The organism is Streptomyces sp. NPDC028907 (genome assembly GCF_055564995.1).
On record NZ_JBVHVE010000012.1, the window covers coordinates 211,160 to 231,532 of the forward strand.

17 protein-coding genes and 2 pseudogenes are annotated in these 20,373 nt (G+C 69.8%); 8 read left to right on the top strand and 11 right to left on the bottom strand.

The genetic code is table 11. From position 1 onward, the window contains the following. Positions 1 to 267: 267 nt before the first annotated feature. From ACZ4UU_RS32625 to ACZ4UU_RS32635, 3 genes are all read left to right on the top strand, one after another. The gene (locus ACZ4UU_RS32625; protein ID WP_471906980.1) at positions 268 to 3,102 is read left to right on the top strand and encodes a helix-turn-helix transcriptional regulator; all 2,835 of its coding nucleotides are present in this window, start codon (positions 268 to 270) and stop codon (positions 3,100 to 3,102) included. A 256-nt stretch (positions 3,103 to 3,358) separates the two neighbouring features. Then, on the top strand, positions 3,359 to 4,147 hold the full coding sequence (locus ACZ4UU_RS32630; protein WP_471906981.1) for a S1 family peptidase: 789 nt from the start codon (positions 3,359 to 3,361) through the stop codon (positions 4,145 to 4,147). A gap of 157 nt (positions 4,148 to 4,304) precedes the next feature. Then, entirely contained in the window at positions 4,305 to 4,961 is a 657-nt protein-coding gene (locus ACZ4UU_RS32635; RefSeq protein WP_471906982.1) for a LysE family translocator, read from the top strand. An 83-nt stretch (positions 4,962 to 5,044) separates the two neighbouring features. On the opposite strand, the gene ACZ4UU_RS32640 is transcribed toward ACZ4UU_RS32635, so the two are convergent. After that, positions 5,045 to 6,169 (bottom strand): winged helix DNA-binding domain-containing protein, encoded by a 1,125-nt coding sequence (locus tag ACZ4UU_RS32640; protein ID WP_471906983.1) that lies wholly within the window; start codon positions 6,167 to 6,169, stop codon positions 5,045 to 5,047. Positions 6,170 to 6,366: 197 nt separating this feature from the next. Between ACZ4UU_RS32640 and ACZ4UU_RS32645 the strand changes: the two genes are divergently transcribed. Next, positions 6,367 to 7,527 (top strand): magnesium and cobalt transport protein CorA, encoded by a 1,161-nt coding sequence (locus tag ACZ4UU_RS32645; RefSeq protein WP_471906984.1) that lies wholly within the window; start codon positions 6,367 to 6,369, stop codon positions 7,525 to 7,527. Positions 7,528 to 7,814: 287 nt separating this feature from the next. Here the strand turns inward: ACZ4UU_RS32645 and ACZ4UU_RS32650 are convergent, their stop codons facing one another. Continuing rightward, the gene (locus tag ACZ4UU_RS32650; RefSeq protein WP_471906985.1) at positions 7,815 to 8,525 is read right to left on the bottom strand and encodes a site-specific integrase; all 711 of its coding nucleotides are present in this window, start codon (positions 8,523 to 8,525) and stop codon (positions 7,815 to 7,817) included. Positions 8,526 to 8,776: 251 nt separating this feature from the next. Between ACZ4UU_RS32650 and ACZ4UU_RS32655 the strand changes: the two genes are divergently transcribed. Further along, the gene (locus ACZ4UU_RS32655; RefSeq protein WP_471906986.1) at positions 8,777 to 8,977 is read left to right on the top strand and encodes a hypothetical protein; all 201 of its coding nucleotides are present in this window, start codon (positions 8,777 to 8,779) and stop codon (positions 8,975 to 8,977) included. A gap of 502 nt (positions 8,978 to 9,479) precedes the next feature. Here the strand turns inward: ACZ4UU_RS32655 and ACZ4UU_RS32660 are convergent. Next, on the bottom strand, positions 9,480 to 9,731 hold the full coding sequence (locus ACZ4UU_RS32660) for a DUF7660 family protein (protein WP_471906987.1): 252 nt from the start codon (positions 9,729 to 9,731) through the stop codon (positions 9,480 to 9,482). A gap of 276 nt (positions 9,732 to 10,007) precedes the next feature. Here ACZ4UU_RS32660 and ACZ4UU_RS32665 point away from each other — a divergent pair, with 276 nt between their 5' ends. After that, a complete protein-coding gene (locus ACZ4UU_RS32665; RefSeq protein ID WP_471906988.1) occupies positions 10,008 to 11,270 on the top strand; it encodes a tyrosine-type recombinase/integrase in 1,263 nt (420 codons plus the stop codon). 8 nt (positions 11,271 to 11,278) lie between these two features. Next, positions 11,279 to 11,785, top strand: coding sequence for a DUF6262 family protein (locus ACZ4UU_RS32670; RefSeq protein ID WP_471906989.1), 507 nt, complete (start codon positions 11,279 to 11,281; stop codon positions 11,783 to 11,785). Positions 11,786 to 11,879: 94 nt separating this feature from the next. Here ACZ4UU_RS32670 and ACZ4UU_RS32675 read toward each other — a convergent pair whose 3' ends face one another. From ACZ4UU_RS32675 to ACZ4UU_RS32685, 3 genes and pseudogenes are all read right to left on the bottom strand, one after another. Then, complete coding sequence (locus ACZ4UU_RS32675; RefSeq protein WP_471906990.1) at positions 11,880 to 12,509, bottom strand: class I SAM-dependent methyltransferase; 630 nt, start codon at positions 12,507 to 12,509, stop codon at positions 11,880 to 11,882. A 190-nt stretch (positions 12,510 to 12,699) separates the two neighbouring features. Continuing rightward, positions 12,700 to 14,427, bottom strand: a pseudogene (locus tag ACZ4UU_RS32680) (PHP domain-containing protein); the annotation flags it as partial. A 237-nt stretch (positions 14,428 to 14,664) separates the two neighbouring features. Then, on the bottom strand, positions 14,665 to 16,065 hold the full coding sequence (locus ACZ4UU_RS32685) for an MFS transporter (RefSeq protein ID WP_471906991.1): 1,401 nt from the start codon (positions 16,063 to 16,065) through the stop codon (positions 14,665 to 14,667). A gap of 95 nt (positions 16,066 to 16,160) precedes the next feature. On the opposite strand from ACZ4UU_RS32685, the gene ACZ4UU_RS32690 reads away from it, so the two are divergent. Continuing rightward, a complete protein-coding gene (locus ACZ4UU_RS32690; RefSeq protein ID WP_471906992.1) occupies positions 16,161 to 16,739 on the top strand; it encodes a helix-turn-helix domain-containing protein in 579 nt (192 codons plus the stop codon). A 621-nt stretch (positions 16,740 to 17,360) separates the two neighbouring features. Here ACZ4UU_RS32690 and ACZ4UU_RS32695 read toward each other — a convergent pair. The 5 genes and pseudogenes from ACZ4UU_RS32695 to ACZ4UU_RS32715 form a co-directional block, all read right to left on the bottom strand. After that, a complete protein-coding gene (locus tag ACZ4UU_RS32695; RefSeq protein ID WP_471906993.1) occupies positions 17,361 to 18,065 on the bottom strand; it encodes a hypothetical protein in 705 nt (234 codons plus the stop codon). Positions 18,066 to 18,205: 140 nt separating this feature from the next. Continuing rightward, positions 18,206 to 18,331, bottom strand: coding sequence for a hypothetical protein (locus ACZ4UU_RS32700; protein ID WP_471906994.1), 126 nt, complete (start codon positions 18,329 to 18,331; stop codon positions 18,206 to 18,208). Between the two features lie 240 nt (positions 18,332 to 18,571). Beyond that, entirely contained in the window at positions 18,572 to 19,045 is a 474-nt protein-coding gene (locus ACZ4UU_RS32705; protein WP_471906995.1) for a hypothetical protein, read from the bottom strand. A gap of 604 nt (positions 19,046 to 19,649) precedes the next feature. After that, positions 19,650 to 19,908: pseudogene (locus ACZ4UU_RS32710) on the bottom strand (transposase); the annotation flags it as partial. Positions 19,909 to 19,971: 63 nt separating this feature from the next. Beyond that, complete coding sequence (locus ACZ4UU_RS32715; RefSeq protein ID WP_471906996.1) at positions 19,972 to 20,130, bottom strand: hypothetical protein; 159 nt, start codon at positions 20,128 to 20,130, stop codon at positions 19,972 to 19,974. Positions 20,131 to 20,373: the final 243 nt, after the last annotated feature.

The window sequence follows — 20,373 nt, forward strand, 5'->3', positions numbered from 1 at the left end:
CGCCGCTGCCACGGCAGACCGGAGCGGCAGCGCCGACGCGGTGGACGAGGGTGTCGGCACAGCCGCGCCGCGGAGCGGGCCGCGGGTGGTCGTCGGCGCGCGGTTCGGGCCGTCCGGGCGGGCGTCCATTCATTCATCCGCGCCTCGAATTTCCCCCCGCCGATCGCGAACCCTCCACAGCTGTTATTTGCCTCACCATGTCTTCAGTCCGAATTTCAAAGATCCGTTGCCTAATATTGGCCCGAACACGACACACGGAGGGGAGCGGTGACCGTGCGACGGGACTTCAAGGAGCCTGCCAGACGCCGCCCCGACCTGGTCATCGGCAGGGAGGAGCTGTTCACGGCGGCGCGTGAACAGCTCGGGCGGGGCGGCAGCGTGCTGCTTCACGGGCCTGCCGGAATTGGGAAGTCGACCGTCCTGCGGGCATTGGCCGGGGAATACGGCGGGGCGGCGCGCACCGTGTTGCGCTGCTCGCCCACGGAGTCCGAATCCCACCTTCCCTTCCTGGCCCTCGCCGACCTCCTCGGCCTGGTCCTGGACGAGGTGTCCGAGCGGCTGCCCGCCGCGCAGCGCACCGCCCTTGAGTCGGCGCTCACCGGACGCGGCGAGTCCACCCTCCAGCGCGACGGTCTCGCCCTGCGCCTGGCCGTGCTGTCCGCCCTGCGCGCCCTCGCCGACACCGGCCCCGTCCTCGTCGTCGCCGACGACCTCCAGTGGCTGGATCCGGCCAGCGCGGAACTCCTCGGTTTCGCCGCCCGCCGGCTCGGCGACACCCCCGTGCGGATGCTGTTCGCGGTGCGGACGGACGGCCAGGAGTACGACCGCCATCTTCGCGCGTCCCCGCCGGACACTCTCGCCGTACGGCTGGGGCCCCTCTCGCGCGCCCAGCTGTCCACCCTGCTCGACCACCGCGGCTACACCGGCCTGCCCCGCTCCACGGTCCGGGACATCCACCGCACCAGCGGCGGCAACGCCCTGTTCGCCCTCGAACTGGGCCGCGCCCTCGCCGAGAACCCCACCCCGCCCCGCCCCGGCGAGCCCCTGCCGGTGCCCACCTCGCTGCGCGCCCTGGTGCTGAACCGCCTGGAGATGCTGTCCGAGGAGGCCCGCCGCACCCTCCTCGTGGCGAGCGCCGGTGCCCGCCCGACGGTGGCCCTGCTGCACGCGGCCGGCCGGGACAACGCCGAGGCCGAGACCGCCCAGGCCGCCGAACTGGGGCTGCTGGCGACCGAGCCCGAGGGTCCCGCCGTACGGTTCGCGCACCCGATGGTCTCTGCCGCCCTGTACGCGGAGGCGCCCGCGCAGGAGCGCCGGGCCGCGCACGCCGCGCTGTCCACGGCGGCCTCCGACCCCATCGAACGCGCCCGGCACCTGGCCCTCGCCACCCACGGCACCGACCCGGAGGTGGCCACCCCCCTCGCCGAGGCCGCGGCCCTGGCCCGGGACCGGGGTGCGCCCTCGGTGGCCGCGCAACTGGGGCTGCTCGCCGCCCGGCACACGCCCGCGGACAGCGTGCCCGGCCCGGAAGTGGTGCGGCTGACCGCGGCCGAGGACGCGATCACCGCCGGAGAGCTGGACCTGGCCCGGGACATCGCCCGCGAGGTGCTGAGCCGCACGACCGTGCCCGAGGACCGGGTGCGGGCCTGGATCATCGTGATCGACACGGCGGGGCACGCCATGACTGAGGTCGACGCGATCTTCCCGCAGGCCCTGGCCGACGCCGGCGACGACCCGATGCTGCTCGCCCTGGTCCACTACCAGCTCGCCTGGCGCGCCCTGCTCGTGGAGGGCGACTTCGACGAGGCTCGCGGCGCGGCGGCGTACGCGGCGGAGCTGGCCGCGCGGGCCGGCGACCGGTACACCGAGCTGATGGCGCTCGCCTTCCAGGCCCAGATCGAGACGCTGATGGGCCACGCGGACGCCCCGGCGACCATCCGGCGGGCGCTTGAGGAGCCGCAGGACCCGAGGGTGGCGTGCCATCACAACGGCGCCGGCTACTCCCGGTTCCGCTGGCTGATCATGAGCGACCAGCTGGCCGAGGCACGCGCGACGGTCACCGCCCTGCTGCGCGAGGTGCGCCGGCGCGGGTCGGTCGAGAGCGAGGTGCACTTCCTGCGCGGGGTGGCCGAGACCGAACTGCACTCCGGGCACTGCGGGCGCGCCCTCGATCTGGCCCGCGAGAGCCTGCGCCTCGCCCGTGACACGGGGATCGGCGAGGTCGCGTCCGCCGTGCTGACCTCGCTCGCGGAGGCGGCGGGCGGCGAGGTGGACCGGGCGCTGGCGCTGGCGCGGGAAGCCGTGGAGCACGCCGAGGAGGACGGCGACCAGATGTACGTCTCCCGTGCCCTGGCCGCGCTCGGGCACGCCCAGTTGGTGGCCGGGGACGTGGAGGCGGCCGTCGTCTCGCTGCGCCGGGTGCGTGAGCTGGAGCAGGGCCTCGGCATCACCGACCCGGCGCGCGGCCGCTGGCACGGCGACCTCGCCGAGGCGCTGGTGCGCAGCGGCGAGTTCACGGAGGCGCAGGACGTCATCGACGTCACGCGCGAGGTGGCGCTGCGGCTGGACCGCGGATGCGTCCTCGCCGTCCTGGACCGGGCCGAGGCGCTGCTGCGCGCGGCGCGCGGCGAACGGAGCGCCGCGGTGGTGCAGTTGACGTCGGCGCAGGACCGGCTCGGCAAGCTGGGCTACAGCCTGGAGGAGGCCCGGGCCGCGTTCGCCCTGGCCCAACTGCGGACCGGCACTCCCGGTCCGACGTCGTACGACGAGGCGGCGCGGCTGTTCCGCCGCTGCCGGGCGCTGCCGTGGCTGCGGCAGGTCGAGGCGGCAGCCACCGCGCGCCCCGTGGAGTCGGCCGACGCCCCCGCCGCGGTCTCGCCGCAGAACGGTCCCGACGGGCCGACCGCTCTGGACGGGCTCGCCTCGATGGAGCGTCAGGTCGCCGCGCTGGTCATGGAGGGCGCGACGAACCGGGAGATCGCCGCGCGTCTGTTCATCAGCGTCAAAACGGTCGAAGCGACGCTCACCCGCGTGTACCGCAAGCTCGGGATCCGATCGCGGGTCGACATCGTCAGACTGGCGGCGGGTCGCCGCACGACGTGAGTTCGGGGTGCCGTACGGCGCCTCGCGACAGGTGAGTTCACCCGTCCTTGTCGGTCCGGGGAGGTTTGACCGAACCCGACCGAGGGTTTTCCCTGCCCAACTCCCTTAGGGGGTTCCCTCATTGGGAAGGGGAACTTCCGGGACCTACCTTGAGTGCGTGCCGCTCGCCGGGCACACGGGGGTCGGTCCCGCGACCCCCGTGCACACCCCCCACACCCGCGCGATCCCCCACCGGCAATTCCCCCTGAGGAGTCTCATGTTCGGGCTCACCCGTGCCAGAAAGACCGCCGTCGTCGCCGCGACCGCTGCCGCCGCCGCGACCGCACTGCTCAGCGCCCCCACCGCCGAGGCCGCCTCCTCGCGCATCGTGGGCGGCACCACGACCACGACGACCGCGTACCCGTTCATGATGCAGATCACGGACGCCTCGCAGAACCAGTTCTGCGGCGGCACGCTGGTCTCGGCCACCAAGGTCGTCACCGCGGCCCACTGCATGGCCGGCGAGTCCACCGGCAGCGTCCGTGTCGTCGGCGGCCGCACCTACCTCAACGGCACGAACGGCACCGTGGCCCGGGTCAGCGACATCTGGGTCCACCCGGACTACACGGACGTCACCGAGGGCAACGACGTGGCCGTGCTGACCCTGTCCACGTCGATGCCGTACACGCCGGCGTCGTACGTCGACTCCTCGGACACCGGCGTGTACGCGGCGGGCACCACCGCCCGCGTCATCGGCTGGGGCACCACCTCCTCGGGCGGCAGCTCCTCCAACCAACTGCGCACGGCGACCGTGCCGACCGTCTCCAACTCCAGCTGTGCGAGCTCCTACGGGTCGGACTTCCTCTCGTCCGACATGGTCTGCGCCGGATACACCGCCGGCGGCGTCGACACCTGCCAGGGCGACAGCGGCGGTCCCCTGCTCATCGGGGGCGTCCTGGCAGGGATCACTTCCTGGGGCGAGGGCTGCGCCCAGGCCGGTTACCCGGGCATCTACACCCGGCTGACCACGTTCTCGGACGAGGTGACCGAGCAGGTCGAGTCCTGACCGGGAGCGTCGTCCAGAAGGTCTCCCGAGCACACCTCGGGTGAAGACCAGGGGGCGTTGCGGGCCTCCACGAGCGGCCCGCAACGCCCCCTATCCATGCCCGTACGCCCCGGGTTTGAATAGCCGGAACGTACGTAGGTGATGCGAGGTGATGGGCATGGTGTCGGCCGATCGACTGCTGGCCTTCGCGGCCATGTCGCTCCTGGTGGTCCTGATCCCGGGCCCCAGCGTGCTGTTCGTCATCGGAAGGGCCCTGGCCCACGGCCGCCGCACGGCGCTGGCGACAGCCGTGGGCAATGTCTTCGGCTCGTATCTGCTGGTCGTAGCGGTCGCGGTGGGCGTCGGCTCCCTGGTGGAACAGTCCGCGGCGGTCTATCTCGGGGTCAAGCTGGCGGGCGCCGCATACCTCGTGTTCCTGGGCGTCCAGGCGTTCCGGCATCGCGGGGAGCTGCGCGTGTCGACGGCCGAACCGGCCTCGGCACGCCCGGCCCGCCCGACCCACGGCGATCTGCGCACGATCCTCGACGGCGCCCTGGTCGGCGTCACCAATCCCAAGGGCGTCGTGTTCTTCGCCGCCGTACTCCCCCAGTTCGTGGACCCGTCGGCCGGCCAAGTCCCCTTGCAGATGCTGTTGCTGGGCCTGATCCCGATCACGATCGGCCTGGTCACGGACACCCTGTGGGGCCTGACCGCCTCCGCCACCCGCACCTGGTTCGCCCGCTCGGACCGCCGGCTGTCGCTGATCGGCGGAGCAGGTGGATTCACCATGATCGGGCTGGGTCTGACGGTGGCGGTGACGGGCCGGACGGACTGAGACGGCCGCACGCAGGACGCGCCGCCCAGGCCACGAACCCAGGCCACGACACCCAGGTCTCGACACCCAGGTCTCGACTCGGCTCAGGGGATGACGGTCCCGAAGCGGACGTCGTACGACTCCTCCGCGTGCAGGACCCGCACCATCCGCTCTCCCTCCCGCGTCACCTCCGCCCGCTGCTGCCTGCTCAGCTCGGTGAACGGCTCGATGACGAGGGCGTCGCCGAGGATCCGCCACACGCCCGCGAGGAAGCCGTCGACGAGAAGGGGGCAGTAGAAGGTGTTCGCCTGCCAGGTGCGGCCACGGTTCGCGGGCGGGATCACGCGGGCGCGGTCGGCGTGGGAGAGGAGCAGGTTGTCGAACTCGGGCAGGAAGCGGGGCGGGGCAGGGGTGTCCGGGTCGGGGCGCGGGGCGTCGGGGAGGTCGAAGAGCTCGACGCCGTTCTCGTCCTGGAAGGTGAGCAGCCGAGGGCGGAGCCGTTCGAAGGCGGCGCGCATCCGGGTCAGCCCTGACCAGATCTGCATGTCCTTCACGGAGGCCGGCCCGAAGGCGGCCAGATAGCGCAGCACCGTGTCGTCCGCGGAGGCGGCCTGTTCGGCGGGCCGGTCCAGCCAGTGCTCGACGGTGGTCAGGGAGACCTGGGCGCTGCGGCCCCACAGTCCGCGCGGCGTGACCTGGACGAGGGGGAGCGCGCAGCGGACGGCGATGGCCAGGGACTGCGGGTCCGCGTCCGGCCACTCGGCGCTCAGGGCCTCGCGCAGTTGCTTCATGGTGCGGGGCCCGTCCTCGACGAGGTCGCGGGCGACGCCGGCCAGCCGGTCCAGGTCGACGCCGACGAGCCCCTTGCGGAAGAGCTTCACCTCCCGGTCCCGGACGGGCTGGACCAGCGGGCGCAGCATGAGGCTGTCGTCGGCGGTGTGCAGATGGATCGTCGAGCGCAGGGTGACGATGCGAACGGCGGTGCGGTCGGCCAGCGGCCCGGCGAGGTCCTCGGGCGTGAAGCCGTCGAGGCGGGCGGCGAGAGCGTAGTACGGCGGTTTGACCTCCTGGGCCTGGAGGCCGACGAGGTGTTCCACGGCCGCCATGGCGGACAGCGGCGAGCGGCGCAGCAGGAGCTGCCGGTCGAGGGTGGCGCGGTTGAGGGCGCGGGTGGTGAGGACGGGGCCTGTTCGGGCCACCGCTTTCGCTGCCTGGGTCGACTTCGTCATGCTCCGCACGCTAGTGATGCTTGCGGACAGCCGCAGTCCGCAACTCTCACGGAATCCAGGATCGGCTGATCCCACCCAGGTCATTCGCCCCGTATATCCTGCTCCGTGATCACGTACACGCGCAGCCACAGGCACACTTGCACGCACGCACACGTACACGTACACGTACTCGTCGTCTCGTCCGGGAGGCAGCCGCGATGTCCGAGCGACGCGCCCGCCCCGCCTCGAAGAACCCCATGAAATCCGTCTGGCGCCGAGCCCTGACCCCGCCACGGCCCCCGGAGCCACCGGCCCCGGCCCCGTCGCCACCAGCTTCACCGGCCGACTCCACCGAGGTGGCGAGCGTCGTGGAGGCGGCGCTGTACCAGGACGGCGTCCGGGTCTCCTCCCCCGCCACCCTCGCCGATACCTTCCGCGAGCTGCGCGACCAGCCGTCCGGCATGGCCTGGATCGGCCTGGCCCGCCCCACCGAGGCCGAACTCCTCTCCCTCGCCGCGGAGTTCGACCTGCACCCGCTCGCGGTCGAGGACGCGATGGAAGCTCACCAGCGGCCCAAACTGGAGCGCTACGGCGACACCCTCTTCGTGGTCCTGCGCGCGGCCCGCTACCTGGACGCACCCGAGGAGGTCGACTTCGGCGAACTCCACGTCTTCGTCGGCCCCGACTTCGTGATCACGGTCCGCCACGGCGCCGCCCCCGACCTCTCGGCGGTGCGCCGCCGCATGGAGGAGACTCCGGAGCTGCTCAAACTCGGCCCGGAGGCCGTGCTCTACGCGATACTGGACACCGTGGTCGACGGCTATGTGCCGGTCGTGACGGGCGTCCAGAACGACATCGACGAGATCGAGACCGAGGTCTTCCGCGGCGACCCCGAGGTCTCCCGCCGTATCTACGAACTCTCCCGGGAAATGGTCGAGTTCCAGCGCGCCACGCGCCCGCTCGTCGGCATGCTGCACGGCCTGATGGCCGGCTTCTCCAAGTACGGCACGGACGAGGAACTCCAGCGCTACCTCCGCGACGTGGCCGACCACGTCACCCACACCAGCGAACGCGTCGACGGCTTCCGCCAGGCCCTCACGGAAATCCTCACGGTCAACGCGACGCTGGTCACGCAGCAACAGAACGCGGAGATGAGGGCGTTGGCGGAGGCGGGGTTCGAGCAGAACGAGGAGATCAAGAAGATTTCTTCTTGGGCGGCGATCCTGTTCGCTCCGACGCTGGTCGGGACGATCTACGGGATGAACTTCAGGCACATGCCGGAGTTGCGCTGGGTACTCGGTTACCCATTTGCTATCGCCCTAATGGGGATTGTTTGTACCAGTTTGTACGTCATCTTCAAGCGGCGAGATTGGCTCTGAGTAATCACTGCGGAGGGCTGCTGTCTTGAGCGCGTGCAGCTCCGATCGAGGGCGTAGATGACGCGTTCGGGGCCGCTGGGGAGTGTGTGGGGAGAATGAGCCGCGCTCCGTTCGGGACGGTCTCCTGCGATCGTGGGCGTTGGCATGAGAGAGCCTCGCCGACTGCGATGGCGTCTGGGAGCGCCGACGGTCACGGACCGTAGCCGTCTTCCGGGCTGAAACGCGGAAACGGATGGGCACAGCGAGGTGCTGTGCCCATCCGTCTGCGCGGGTTGCGGGAGTGGTGTCTACGTGGCCGCGGCAACGGCGGCAGGTTGGCCGAGCAAGGCGTCGATGGCCCCGCGTCCCTTCCCGCCGGCCTCGGGCATGAAGTGGGCGTAGTAGTCCAGGGTGATGGTCGGGCTCGAATGGCCGAGCCAGCGGGCGAGCGTGACGACGGACTCGCCTGCTTCGAGGATGACCGAGGCGTACGTATGCCGCAGCACGTGGAAGCCGTCCTTGCGAGACGCCTTCCACCGCTCACCCTTCTTCCGCATAGGGATGACGCCGGCGGCTGCCAGGGCCGGCTTCCACACCTCGACGTTGAAGATGTTCGCGCGGATAGCGTTGCCGTACGTCGTCGTGATCACGAGCGGGAACTTCTGCGTCTCGCGATCGGGCTCCGGGCCGCCCCACGGCAGCTCGACCTCGACTGCGGGGTACTCCATGAAGTACTGGGCCAGGGCCGCTGCGACCGACGGAGGCATGTCGACGACGCGCGTCTTGCCGCCCTTCGGCAGGGTGAAGTACAAGCGCCCGTGGAGGAGTTGCACCTGCCGACGGATACGCAGCACTCCTCGGGCGAAGTCAACGTCCTCCGGGGACAGACCGAACACTTCGCCCTGCCGCAGACCGCAGCCCAGCGCGATTACCACCGCGATGCGGTACCGCTCGTTGATCGCGTCCCGGACGCGCCGCGCGGTCTCCAACGGCCAGGCTTCCCGCTGCTCCTCCGGCACCTTGGGCTCAGAGCGGGCCCGCCGGGCCATCGGCGAGGTCGCCGTCCCCTACGGCGTCTGCACCGAACCCTCCAACGTCGCCGCGGGGCGGCAAGGACTGCCCGGTCCGCTTCCGCTGCGTTGGCTGCGGGCACTTCCGCACGGACGCCTCCTATCTCCCCGACCTTGAGGCATACCTCGGCGATCTCCTGCGGAACCGTGAACGCCTCGCCGCGGCCCTCGATGCAGACGACTGGGCGAAGGCTGAAGCCATGCCGTCCGACGAAGAGATCACCCGTGTCCGCAGACTCATCCGCCGGGTCAAGACCGACCTCGACGACCTACTGCCAGAGGAACGGGCCCAACTCGACGAAGCCATCGCACTCGTCCGCCGCGGCCGACGACCGATCCACCTCGGCATCCCCCAAGTCCGCCAGCCCCGCCCCGATTTCCAGTCAGGACTCAGCTCATGACGCCCTCCGTGCACGACGGCCGCCAGGAAGCCACATCCCGCCGCCGCGAACGGGCTCGCGCCGCCCTGCGCGAAGCCCTCGCCGCAGGCGAACCCGTCAGCGTCTCCGGCATCGCCCGCCGAGACACAGCCACAGGCCGAGGACGGGCACGGGGTCACCACCGCGTCGCTGCAGGCAGACCTCGCGAACGCCAACGACCGCAACAGCCGACTCACCGCCCGAATCCGACAACTGGAAGAGGCCCTCTCACGGGCCCTGGGCGAGCGGGCCTGGCGCGAATCGGGCCTCGGAGCCCCCACCGACATCCACGCCCTCCAGGAGCGGATCACCCAGCTCGAACAACACAACGCTGACCTGACCGCCGAACTGTCCGAACGCGAGGAAGACCTCGTTGCCGCCCGAGCAGCCAACCGCCAGCTCATGGCCACCCTCAACGCTCGTTCGTGAGGAAGCTCAGCAACTTGTCGGGCAGTGGCTTTCGCAGACCGTCAGGCTTTGCCGATCATTCGTAAGTCGTCGCCGCTTGAAGAGCCCGGGCAAGGAACGTCCAGTCACCAGCAGCAGGGAGCTCCTTACCGAAGTTTCGATACCAACCCTCCGAGTCGTTCATCCACGCGGCGAGCCCTTCCAGGAAGGCATCGAGGGTCTGGTTCTCCCACTCATTGCCATGGCGGAGATAGTCCTGGTGAAGTGCGCGGACGAACACAACCAATTCCTCGCGACTACGGATCTCATCGTCTGGGGCAAGCGGCATGGTGGCAACCTACCGTCCGGCCACACCCCATGAGCCAAGGCATCGATGGCGCCGCCGGAGAGCCTCACCATCGCCCGATTCAGCGATTGCGCCACACCTGTCGCACTGCCATCCTCAATCCGTCAGGTCGCCCACCTGCACAAACACGGGCAGCCGAGCATCTACGGCACTCGACCCCCAGAGAATCGACGGCTACGGTTTCTGAACGAACAAGACGAGATCAGCGGATACGCCCACGTCCGCGTGGTCCGATATGCCCGACGTCTGCTGAACCGGGTGCGAACCCTGGGCCTCACCCAGCGCGACCAGCCCTTGCACGGGATCTGCGAGACCTTCGGCCTGCACGCCGAGGACGTACCGGACGACCCCGAGGACAACGAGGCCGGCAAGGACCTGCCGGCCGAGGTCATGACGCAGCTCTGCCAGCACCTCGACGGCCTCGAGGCCACGGGATCCTCCGAGATCCGGACTGCGGTCGAGCTGATCATCGACACCGGTCGCCGCCCCTCGGAGATCTGCCGGCTTCCATACGACTGCCTCGAGCGGGACGAGGACGGCAAGCTGACGCTGGTCTACGACAACCACAAGTCGGCCCGAAAGGCCCGTCGCCTGCCCATCAGTGGCGAGACCGGCGCCGTGATCACCGCTCAGCAGGAACGAGTGCGGGTACGGTTTCCGAACACTCCCACCGGCCAGCTCAAGCTGCTGCCCGCCGTGTTGACCAACGCGACGGGCACCAAGCCGGTCACGGCTGAATGGCTCGCTTCCCGTCACCGCGCTTGGGTCCAGTCGCTGCCCGAGTTCCTGGTTCCCACGGTGGTCACGATCAAGGGCCGCCAGGTCACCAAGATGCTGCCGTTCGACAAGGCCAAGATCTTCCCCTACGCCTACCGGCACACCTACGCTCAGCGACACGCTGACGCCGGCGTCGCTCCCGATGCCCTGCAGTCGCTCATGGACCATCGCCAGCTGACGACCACTCAGCAGTACTACCGGGTCGGCGAGACCCGTAAGGGTGAGGCCGTGGAGCGGGTCACCGCGATGCAGTTCGACCGGAACGGCAATCGCGTCTGGCGCAAGGCCCAGGCCCTGCTCGACTCCGAGCACGCCCGCCGGGCCATCGGGGAGGTCCAGGTCCCCTATGGGCTCTGCACCGAACCTACCAACGTCCAGGCCGGCGGGCACGACTGTCCCGTCAGATTCCGCTGCGTCGGCTGTGATCACTTCCGCACGGACGTCTCCTACCTCCCTGACCTGGAGGCATACCTCGCCGATCTCCTCCGTGGTCGCGAACGTCTCGCCGCCTTCGCCGCCGATTCGTGGGCGAAGGCCGAGGCCATGCCTTCCGACGAAGAGATCACTCGGGTCCGCCGCCTGGTCAAACGTGTCCGGGAGGACCTGGAGGACCTCACCGAGGAGGACCGGATGCAGATCAAGGAAGCCGTCACCATGGTTCGCCGCACACGCCGCGTCGTCTCACTCGGCCTGCCCCGCGTTGGGCCGCCCGAGGATCTCCGCTCTGAAAGGCCCGCAGGATGACCAACCCCATGATCGAGGGCAAGCGCGCCGACTCGACTCGCCGCCGCGAGCGCGTCCTCAAGGCCATCGACGCCGCCGCCAAGAGCGGCGGGGACATCACCGTCTCCGGGCTCGCCAGAGCCGCTCGGGTTGATCGCACCTTCCTCTATCGCCATCGCGACCTGCTCGAACGCGTCCACGCCGCCGCCAACACCCCCGTTGAGGAGGGCCGAATTGCGGCGGTCAGCCGGGCTTCGCTGCAGACCGACCTCACGAACGCGCTGGAACGCAACAAGCGTCTCGCGGCACGCGTCCGGCAGCTGGAGAGCCGCCTGTCTTCCCAGCTCGGCGATGCCATCTGGGCCGAATCCGGCCTTGGCGCACCCGTCGACATCGACCAACTCCAGCGTCGCATCGCCCTCCTCGAGCAGGAGGTCGCTGCCAGGCAAGGCGAACTCGACGAGCGGACAGAGGAGTTGGAAGCGGCTCGGGCGGCGAACCGGGAGTTGACCCGGGCCCTGAACCACCGGCCTTGATCACGACAGGCCACTGTCCGATCTGGCCGGTCAGGTCACCCCACGACGGTTCTCGGCGGCCTTCGGCCGCCGAGAACCGATCACGGGACAGTCCCTAGGGACGGCGGGCCAGCAAGTGGGCGTCGAGGAAGCCCCGCTCGGAGGCCGGGTCGTGGAGCAGCCGGGCGAACGTGACGAGCCCGGCCCCGGCCAGCAACTCGGCGAACCGGTCCACCGGCCAGCTATAAGCGGGCGTCACCTTGTGGTCGAAGCGGACCGGCTCCGATCCGTCAGTCGCAAAGAACGAGACCAGGAGCAGGCCCCCTGGTGCCAGAACACGCACCTGCTCGGCGAGCAGCGCGGGCAATTCCCCAGGCGGGGTATGAATCATCGAGTAGTGGGCCAGCATGCCGCCGAGCGTGCCGTCCTCGACCGGCAGGGCCTCCATCCTCGCCTCGTCGAACCGCAGCGCCGGATGGGCCCGCCGAGCGTGGTCGACCATGGCTGGGGAGAGGTCGAGCCCGAAAGCGTCCAGCCCGAGGTCGTGCAGCATGGCCGTCAGATGTCCCGGCCCGCACCCGACGTCGGCTGCCCGCAGGTTCCCCGTCTCACGCACCAGCTCGGCGAAGATACCGATCATGTTCCGCGAGAACGGATGCGTCTCCAACCGATTAGCGAACATCGACGCATACAGCTCGACGACCCCGTCATAGGCCGCCCTGGTCTCGTCCTGGTGTTCCACCACGGGAGAGAAGCTAACACCCGCACACATTCGCAGCTTCTCCCACCCTGCGCCAGCCTCCACCCCTGGAGACTGACTGTCCCGTCACATGGTTACGAACAGGCCCTAGCACCACAGGTGTCGTGACGCATAGACTCACCTACCAGGTCGCTGAGCTGCATCAATGTGAGACAGACCCCACGGCAACAGCCTCGACCCCCAGAGAATCCACGTCCTCCTTGTCGGCCTGGACCATCGGGTAGCCGCCCGGGGTCGGCTGAACGGGCAGCCGGTCCAGCAGGCTCGCGTCGGACAGGATGACCCCGCACGGGTGCATGGCGTAGCCGCGCGGCAGCGCGTCCAGGCCTTCGGCGAGCTCCCACAGCCTTCCGAACTTGCCTGCCTGGACGGCGAGTTGCCGCAGCTCCGGCAGTTCGACCAGGGCTGTGCGGATGTCCCGGGCGCGGATGTGCGGAAAGCTCTTGGCGACGTCGCCGACCACCTGGGGCGGCAGCCCGAGGGCGAGCCCGGCATCCCGGAGGGCGTGGCGGGCCCGGTAGGTCTCGGGCATGCCGGTGACCGCGACCCGCTCGGACCCGAACCGCTCGATGATCTTGTCGTAGACCTCGAGGCGGCGCGCGGACTCCACGTCCAGGTCGATGTCCGGCAGCGACGTGCGTCGCTCGGAGAGGAAGCGTTCGAACAGCAGCCGGTGCTCCAACGGGTTGGCCGTGGCCACGAACAAGCTGTGGTTGACCATGCTGCCGGCGCCCGAGCCGCGCGCGGCGACCCGGATCCCCATCGCCCGTACGTCCGCTACGACCTGGGCGACGGCCAGGAAGTACGCCTCGAATCTCAGGCGGCCGATCACTTCCAGTTCGTAGTCGAGCTGCCGGACGGACCGGTCGTCGGTGTCCAGACCGCGGGCGATCATCCCGGCCTCGCAGCGCTGCCGCAGCAGCCGCATCGCGGACCCGGGCTCATCTCCGGCGCCGACGACAGCCGGCTCCGGGAAGTGCGGTCGCCCCAAGCCCAGGTCGCGTACCGGGTCCACGGTGCAGCTCTGGCCCGTCGCTTCAGTTTCGGCCAGCAACGCCGCAGCACGGGCCCGGTCGGCGCCGACGGCTTCTGCGATGCGCGCGGCGGCCGCCGTCATGGCGGCCGGGTCCTTCAGCCAGCGCTCGCCGCCGTCCAAGTGCCGGCGGTCGATGGGCCGCAGCAGCCGCGCCGCGTCCAGGACGTCGGCAAGCCGGTGCTGGTCCGGGTCCGCGTAGCGGACGGCGTTGGTGAGCACCGCCCGCACACCCACCTGGTCGGCCAGCCCCACGGTCCGCGCCGCCAGACGCAGCGTTCCCGGCCCGGTGCCCTGCCGCCCGAGCCACACCGCCTCCAGGCGCAGCCCGTCCCCGGCCAGCTCCCGCCACGGCACCAGCAGCTGCTCGGCACGGTCCGGGCGCCCGGCCGACAGGGCGCGCACCGGTTCGGAGGCCGGCCCGAGCATCACCACCAGGTCCCGGTCGGCGAACTCATGCAGGACGGGCCAGGACAAAATGGGCACCCCACCGTTGGCATGCGCGTGCGCGGCCGACACCAGACGGCACAGCCGCGCCCACCCCGTCATGTTCTGCGCGAGCAGCGTGATCCGCAGGGGCGCCTCCATGACGTGGGCGCCGCCGCGGACCGGTGTGCGCGATCGAGTGTGCGACGGCGACGGCGGCCGGTGCGTGGCGACGGCGACGTCCACGCCGAAGACCGGGCGGATTCCGGCGGCTGCGGCGGTGGTGGCGAAGCGGGCCGTGCCCGCGACGGTGTCCCGGTCGGTCAGCGCCAGCGTCGTCATGCCGCGCTCCGCAGCGCGCTGGACCAGGACGCCAGGCAGGGAGGAGCCGTAGCGGGCCGAGTAGCCGGAGGCCACATGCAGATGAGCAAATCCACCGCCCACACCTCCGGTCCCCCAAGTACCCCCTGCCTGACCTGCGCCTCTTCAGGTACTCACCATATCCCAAGATTCGTACACTTGTTCTATATGGTGTTCGGGCCGCCCGCCCCAGCTGTGACGTCGAGCGATACCTGGCCATTTCGACCGATGGTTGGCCAGGCTGTCCAGTTGGCCCCAGGCTCGTCGGTTCTGCGGTTTCCGGGGCACCTTCCTCCATCCGGCGTGGAACCTGCCCTCGGGTCAGAGGGTGTCGACCGCCGCGGGCTGCGAGGCGCGCGCCACGACGAGGAGAAACAGCCCGCAGGCCGCCACGAGCAGCCATCCTGGACGCGACGCGGAGGCGAGGCTGGCAGGGCCGGTGCCCGCGACCAGGCCCCCGGCGACGGCGATACCGACCGCCGCACCGATCTGGCGCGCGGTGGAGGTGATCGCCCCTGCCACGCCTGCCCGGGACCGTGGCAGACCGCTGACCGCGGTATTGGTGAGGGGGGCGTTGGCGAAGCCGAACCCGAAGCCGATCAGTAGGTGCGCGAGGAGGATCAGCGGCACGCTCGTGTCCTGGTCCAGGTCCATCAGGCACAGACCGCCGACCGTGGTGAAGGCGCCCGCGAGGGACAGCGGCCGCCGCGGTCCAAGACGCCCGACTAGGGCGCCGGACCAGGGCGCGCACAGGGTGGCCCCGAGTGCCATGGGCAGGGTCGCGGCGCCGCTCGCGAGCGGTGTCCAGCCGCGGGTGTGCTGGAGGTAGAGGGTGTTGAGCAGCAGGCTCACGTTCAGCGCGATGAACACCGCCGTGGCGCCGAGTACCGCCGTTGCGAACTGCGGTCGGCGGAAGAGGCCGAGGTCCATCAGGGGTTCGCTGCGGCGCAGCTCGACCAGGACGAACCCGGCCGTCGCCGCGGTGATCAGGGCGTAGCCAGCGAGAGCGGCGGGCGAGGTCCAGCCGATGCCGGGTCCTTCGATGAGGACGCCGACGAAGAGGCCAAGGACCACGGTGAGGAGCACCTGGCCGGGCAAGTCGAGGCGCCGGGCGCGCTTTGCGCGGGACTCCGGCACGAACACGGCGACCAGGACGAGGGTGGCGACGATGACCGGCGCGTTGATCCAGAACACCGAACGCCAGCCGAACGCGGCGATGAGTGCCCCGCCGGTGACCGGGCCCGCTGCCATGCTGAGTCCGAAGACCGACGCCCACACGCCGATCGCCCGGGCCCGTTCCCGTGGGTCGGGCATCGCGTTCACCACGATCGCCAGGGCCACGGGGCTCAGCATGGAGGCTCCGATCCCCTGGACGGCCCGGGCAGCGACGAGCACGCCGAGTGACGGGGCGAGGGCGCACGCGAGGGAGGCCAGGCCGAAGACGAGCAGTCCGCACTGGAAGATGCGGCGGCGTCCGAAGCGGTCCGCGAGCGCGCCGGAGACCATGAGGAGACTGGCCAGGACCACGGTGTAAGCGTTGACGACCCATTCCAGACCGCGGGTGCCCACATCAAGGCCCCGCCCGATCTCGGGCAGGCCCACGTTGACGATGGTGGTGTCCACACCCACCAGGAACATGCTGAGCGCGCAGACGGCCAGCACCGTCCAGCGCCGGCGCGCGCTCAGCGGGGAGGGTGGAGCGGCCAGGGATGTCGTGAGCACGGGAGGTCCCCCTTCAACGGGATCGGCTGCCGCCCAGGCTCGGGTCGGAGCAGGGTCCAGGCCCAGGAACTTTGCGAAGACTGCAAAATGGCCGCATGGACGCCGAACTCGCGGAACTCCTCGACAGCATCGGGCCACGACTGCGCGCCCTGCGGCACGACCGCGGCCTCACCCTCGAAACCCTCGCGGAGGACACCGGGATCTCCGTGAGCACGCTGTCGCGCCTGGAGTCGGGCCGGCGGCGCCCGACGCTCGACCTTCTCATCCCGCTCGCCCGCGCCCACCGCGTCGCGCTGGACCAGCTGGTGACGGCTCCGGCCACCGGTGATCCGCGGGTCCATCTGAAGCCGCGGAGCCGGGAACGCGGAAGCGTCCTCGTCCCGCTGACGCAGTACCCGGGCCGGGTCCAGGTCTTCAAGCAAGTACTCGCGCACCGCGAACCGAGACTGGTAACCCACTCCGGCTACGAATGGCTCTACGTGCTCGCTGGCGAGCTCCGCCTCATCCTCGGGGAGCGCGAGATCACTCTCCGGCCGGGCGAGGTGGCCGAGTTCGACACCAGTGAACCCCACTGGTTCGGCCCCGCCGACGCCGAAGCAGTGGAAATCCTGCACCTGTTCGGCCCCCACGGCGACCAGGCCGTCGTCCGCACCGGCCCGACAGCGAACGACTGAAGGCACCCCCTGGCGGCAGGCCGAGCCGAGCCGAAACGGCGCTGGGTGGGCGATACGCGCGGCAGACGTCGAGCCAAGCCGACACTCGACTGCCCACGTCCCGAGGGGCTTCGTGGCAACCTCTGGCCAACTATCGGTCGGCCAAGGGGCCCCCTGCGAATCGTCACGGTGCGCTGGCCTGGGCACATTCGCAGCGCGCCGGCCAGGCCAGACGGACGCGCTCGACGGGGTCTGGTTCGACCGCGTGCGCGCGACCGTGCACGTCGGTGTTGATGCCACCTGGCGATGTCGGAGGCGAGGGGCGGACAGCCGGGACGGCTCGACGATCTCGGTTCACCTGCGCGGATCTGTGCGGACCAAGAGAATGCGACCATGGACGCGGTGATCGTCGGTGCTGCGGCGGGCTTGCTGGGAGCCGCAGTGGGTGCTGGAGGCGCAATCGGGGCGGCTGCTCTCGCTGGGCGCCACCAGGCCAGGACGCAAAAGGATCATTGGAGACGCCAGTTTCAACGTGATACCCACGTGGCGTTCGCCGTGGCCTGGGGCAACTTCCACCGAGCACTGATCGAGGCTTCCGAGTTGTTCAGGATGGGGGCCATCCCAACGGCAGAGCAGCTGAACTCAGCCCTCGCGGTCGCTGATCAGCAGCGCGAGAAAGTATCGGATGCGGTATCCGTGCTCCAACTGGACGGCGTTCGGGCAGTGTTCATGCCCGCCTGGCAGGCCTACGAACACCTGGTGTCGCTCAGTCATCTGTTGCAGAGTGCGTCCGATCGGCATCGCAGGCGAGAAGCTGTGTGGGCAGAAGTTTCGCGTCACGTAGGGGCGGCGAGACAGGAGTACGAGCACTTCATCGAGGCTGTGAACGAGACCAGCACATAGACCTGGCGGAAGCCCAGTACTGCACCCCCGCCATTCGATGACGATCGTGCCGCCGCCTCGACGCCGATGCAATGACGGCCGGATATCTCTGGGCAAAACTGGCCAATCATCCTTTTCCAGGCCCCCGTTGGACTGGTCCGGACGTTCAACTCGGTTCGGGTGGGCCTGTACGGCGAGCTGTGTCACGGAGAGCCCGGATTCGGCGGCGGCCGAGCGAAGGTTTTGCGCAAGCTGCACGAGCACGGCAGTGTCCACATTCCTTCGCCTGCGTGGTGGGCGAGGTGCGGCGGCGACGTCACCCTGCATGCTGGCGGTGACAGCCGGCAGTTGGGCACTCAGTTCGGCGGCCACTGGCTTGGTGATGATCTTCTCTTCGACGTCGTAGCGGATCTTCAGCCACTCAGGGATCGCATCTGCTCCCCGCGGGTCCCAGTGGATCACCATGGCGCAGAGCGTGCTCTCGGACGCCAGCCGCGTTCCGTTGAGAGCGGCGTAAATGGCCGTTCTGCTTGTCTCCCACCTCTTGTCCACGGCGACCTTGTCGATGCTGATGTCTCTGGCCTTCTTGGACGTCCCCGCGCGCGCTATGGCCGGTAGTTCGGCAGTCCGCGGCGGCGGCGTTTCTGGCGGTCGTTGAAGGTGCTCGCCGGACCTCCCGGGCCCCGGGCGATGTGCTCGTCCAGGACGGAGAGGGCCACGTTGCTGAGCAACGGGGAGAGGAGTGACCCTTGCGGGTTCCGGCGCTGGTCTCCCTGAACGCCCGGTCCTCGCCGAGGATTCCGGATTTCAAGAACGCGTTCACCAGGGCCAGGACGCGTTTATCCCCGACGCGAGCGCGCACCAGGTCCATCAGGGTGGCGTGCGAGGTTTCGTCGAAGCAGGCTTTGATGTCGCCCTCCACGATCCACTCGTAAGAGTGGGAGGTGAAGTGGCGGACCTCGGCCACCGCGTCATGGGCCCGGTGGGTTCGGGCGGAACCCGTAGGAACACGGGAGGAAATCCGCCTCGAACACCGGCTCCAGCACCAGCTTCAGGGACGCCTGCACCACCCGGTCCCTCACGGTCGCGATCCCCAGACGGCGCTGCTTGCCACCGGGCTTGGGGATCATCCGTTCCCGGACCGGGAGCGGGCAGAAACTGCGGTCTTTGATCGAGTTCCGCAGCCCGTCGAGGAAGTTCTCGACGCCCCGCACGGTCTCCACGTAGTAGGCGGTCTCGCCGTCCACTCCGGCCGTGCGGGCTCCCTTGTTGCCTCGCACCCGAGCCCACGCGACCAGCAGGAACGCGGGGTCGGCAGCGAGGTTGAACAGATCACTGAACTTGCGATGAGAGCCCTCACGGGCCCATCGGTGCAGCTTCGTCTGGATCTCCAGTACCCGGCGTTCCGCCCTGGTCAGGACGTACTCCAGCTCGTCGGTATTCACCAACGACCCTCCTGGTCTTCCAGTCCTTCGGCTGCTGACTTGCTGTCCTCCTTCGCCATGTACGCGCCTCTCGCGCGCTCGGACTACTACGAGGACTGCGCCACGATCCGGTGCCACCAGCCGACGACGAGCCTGCCCTCCGCCCGGCTGGCCGCCGGGGTTTGGGCGGCATCGGACCGCTTCCCCCGTTCACCGCTATCCGGTTGTCGAGTGAGCCGCCCAGCTGTACCCCGGCAGCATCGCCATGCCTACGCCGCAGACCTTCAACATGGCCTCCGCACCGACGCACTTCACCGGTGGCGGAGTCGCGACCACCGCCATTCAGCGGTCGCGCGCACTGCACCCGGCCCAGATCCACCAGGTTCGAGCCGGTTCAAGTGTTACGAGGCTTCGGGCGCTGGTTCCTCTCGTACGGCTTCTCGTCTCGCTTGCCGGGCCCGTACCGTCTGGCAGTGCCGGTACGTCCCGTCGTTGTCAGGGCTGCTTACCACCCTCCCGCGCGTCTCCGCGATCAGGCTGCCCTCGGCTTCGCTAGCCTGCTGCGACAGACCAGCGGCGGGGGTCTTTCACCCCCGCCCGGAGATAGCGGCGCCTCGTGGCGCACGAGCGCGTACTTGAAGTCGATCCTCGCTCGCACTGCCTCGGCCGCCTGCCGGTCGGTCAGCCCTTCCACGAACTGCAGCACCAGCACCAGCGCGAGTCGACCCGGCGACCAAGCGGGCTTGCCCCGGGACGGAGTCGGTGAACAGAGTGCCCAGCTCGTCCCGGATCCGGATCGCCAGGCTGCCCTTGGGAAATGCGGCCTCCGCAACCCGCGCCGTCTCCTCTGGAACCTGCCCCGGCTCCTGCGGCCGCAACGACATCGAAACCCTCCCCCTTGCGACAACGTCGGCCCTCATGCCTCAACCAGGTCATGGAGACCGACGTCACGCCCGCCCCGAATTCGCCAACGGCGTCAGGGCGGGGCGGGGCGGCCCCGACACAAACAGGGCCACCACGATCGCGCCGAGTACGGCGACACAGCCCGAGCCAAGCGCCGTGATGTGCATGGCCTGCACGAACGCGTCCTGAGCCGGGTCAGTCAACGACCGCACTGCAGCGCCGAGCTACTCGGTCGCGCCGAGAGCCGCGTCGATGGGTTCGCCCCGCCTCCCACGCGCCCGCGGGCACCACGCCGAAGTGATCCTTGATGCTTTGCGGTGCACGGTGGACAGGACCGAGCCGAGCACCGCGATGCCCAGGGCGCCGCCGACCTCTCGGAAGGTACGTCATCTTCAAGAGGCGGGATTGGCTCTGATCAATCACCGTGGTGGGTTGCTGTACTGAGC

Coding starts and splice junctions, on each gene's coding strand:
- ACZ4UU_RS32690 (WP_471906992.1), top strand. CDS start 16,161: ATGGACGCCGAACTCGCGGAACTCCTCGACAGCATCGGGCCACGACTG.
- ACZ4UU_RS32630 (WP_471906981.1), top strand. CDS start 3,359: ATGTTCGGGCTCACCCGTGCCAGAAAGACCGCCGTCGTCGCCGCGACC.
- ACZ4UU_RS32660 (WP_471906987.1), bottom strand. CDS start 9,731: ATGCCGCTTGCCCCAGACGATGAGATCCGTAGTCGCGAGGAATTGGTT.
- ACZ4UU_RS32670 (WP_471906989.1), top strand. CDS start 11,279: ATGATCGAGGGCAAGCGCGCCGACTCGACTCGCCGCCGCGAGCGCGTC.
- ACZ4UU_RS32635 (WP_471906982.1), top strand. CDS start 4,305: ATGGTGTCGGCCGATCGACTGCTGGCCTTCGCGGCCATGTCGCTCCTG.
- ACZ4UU_RS32645 (WP_471906984.1), top strand. CDS start 6,367: ATGTCCGAGCGACGCGCCCGCCCCGCCTCGAAGAACCCCATGAAATCC.
- ACZ4UU_RS32655 (WP_471906986.1), top strand. CDS start 8,777: ATGCCGTCCGACGAAGAGATCACCCGTGTCCGCAGACTCATCCGCCGG.
- ACZ4UU_RS32695 (WP_471906993.1), bottom strand. CDS start 18,065: ATGGTGATCCACTGGGACCCGCGGGGAGCAGATGCGATCCCTGAGTGG.
- ACZ4UU_RS32640 (WP_471906983.1), bottom strand. CDS start 6,169: ATGACGAAGTCGACCCAGGCAGCGAAAGCGGTGGCCCGAACAGGCCCC.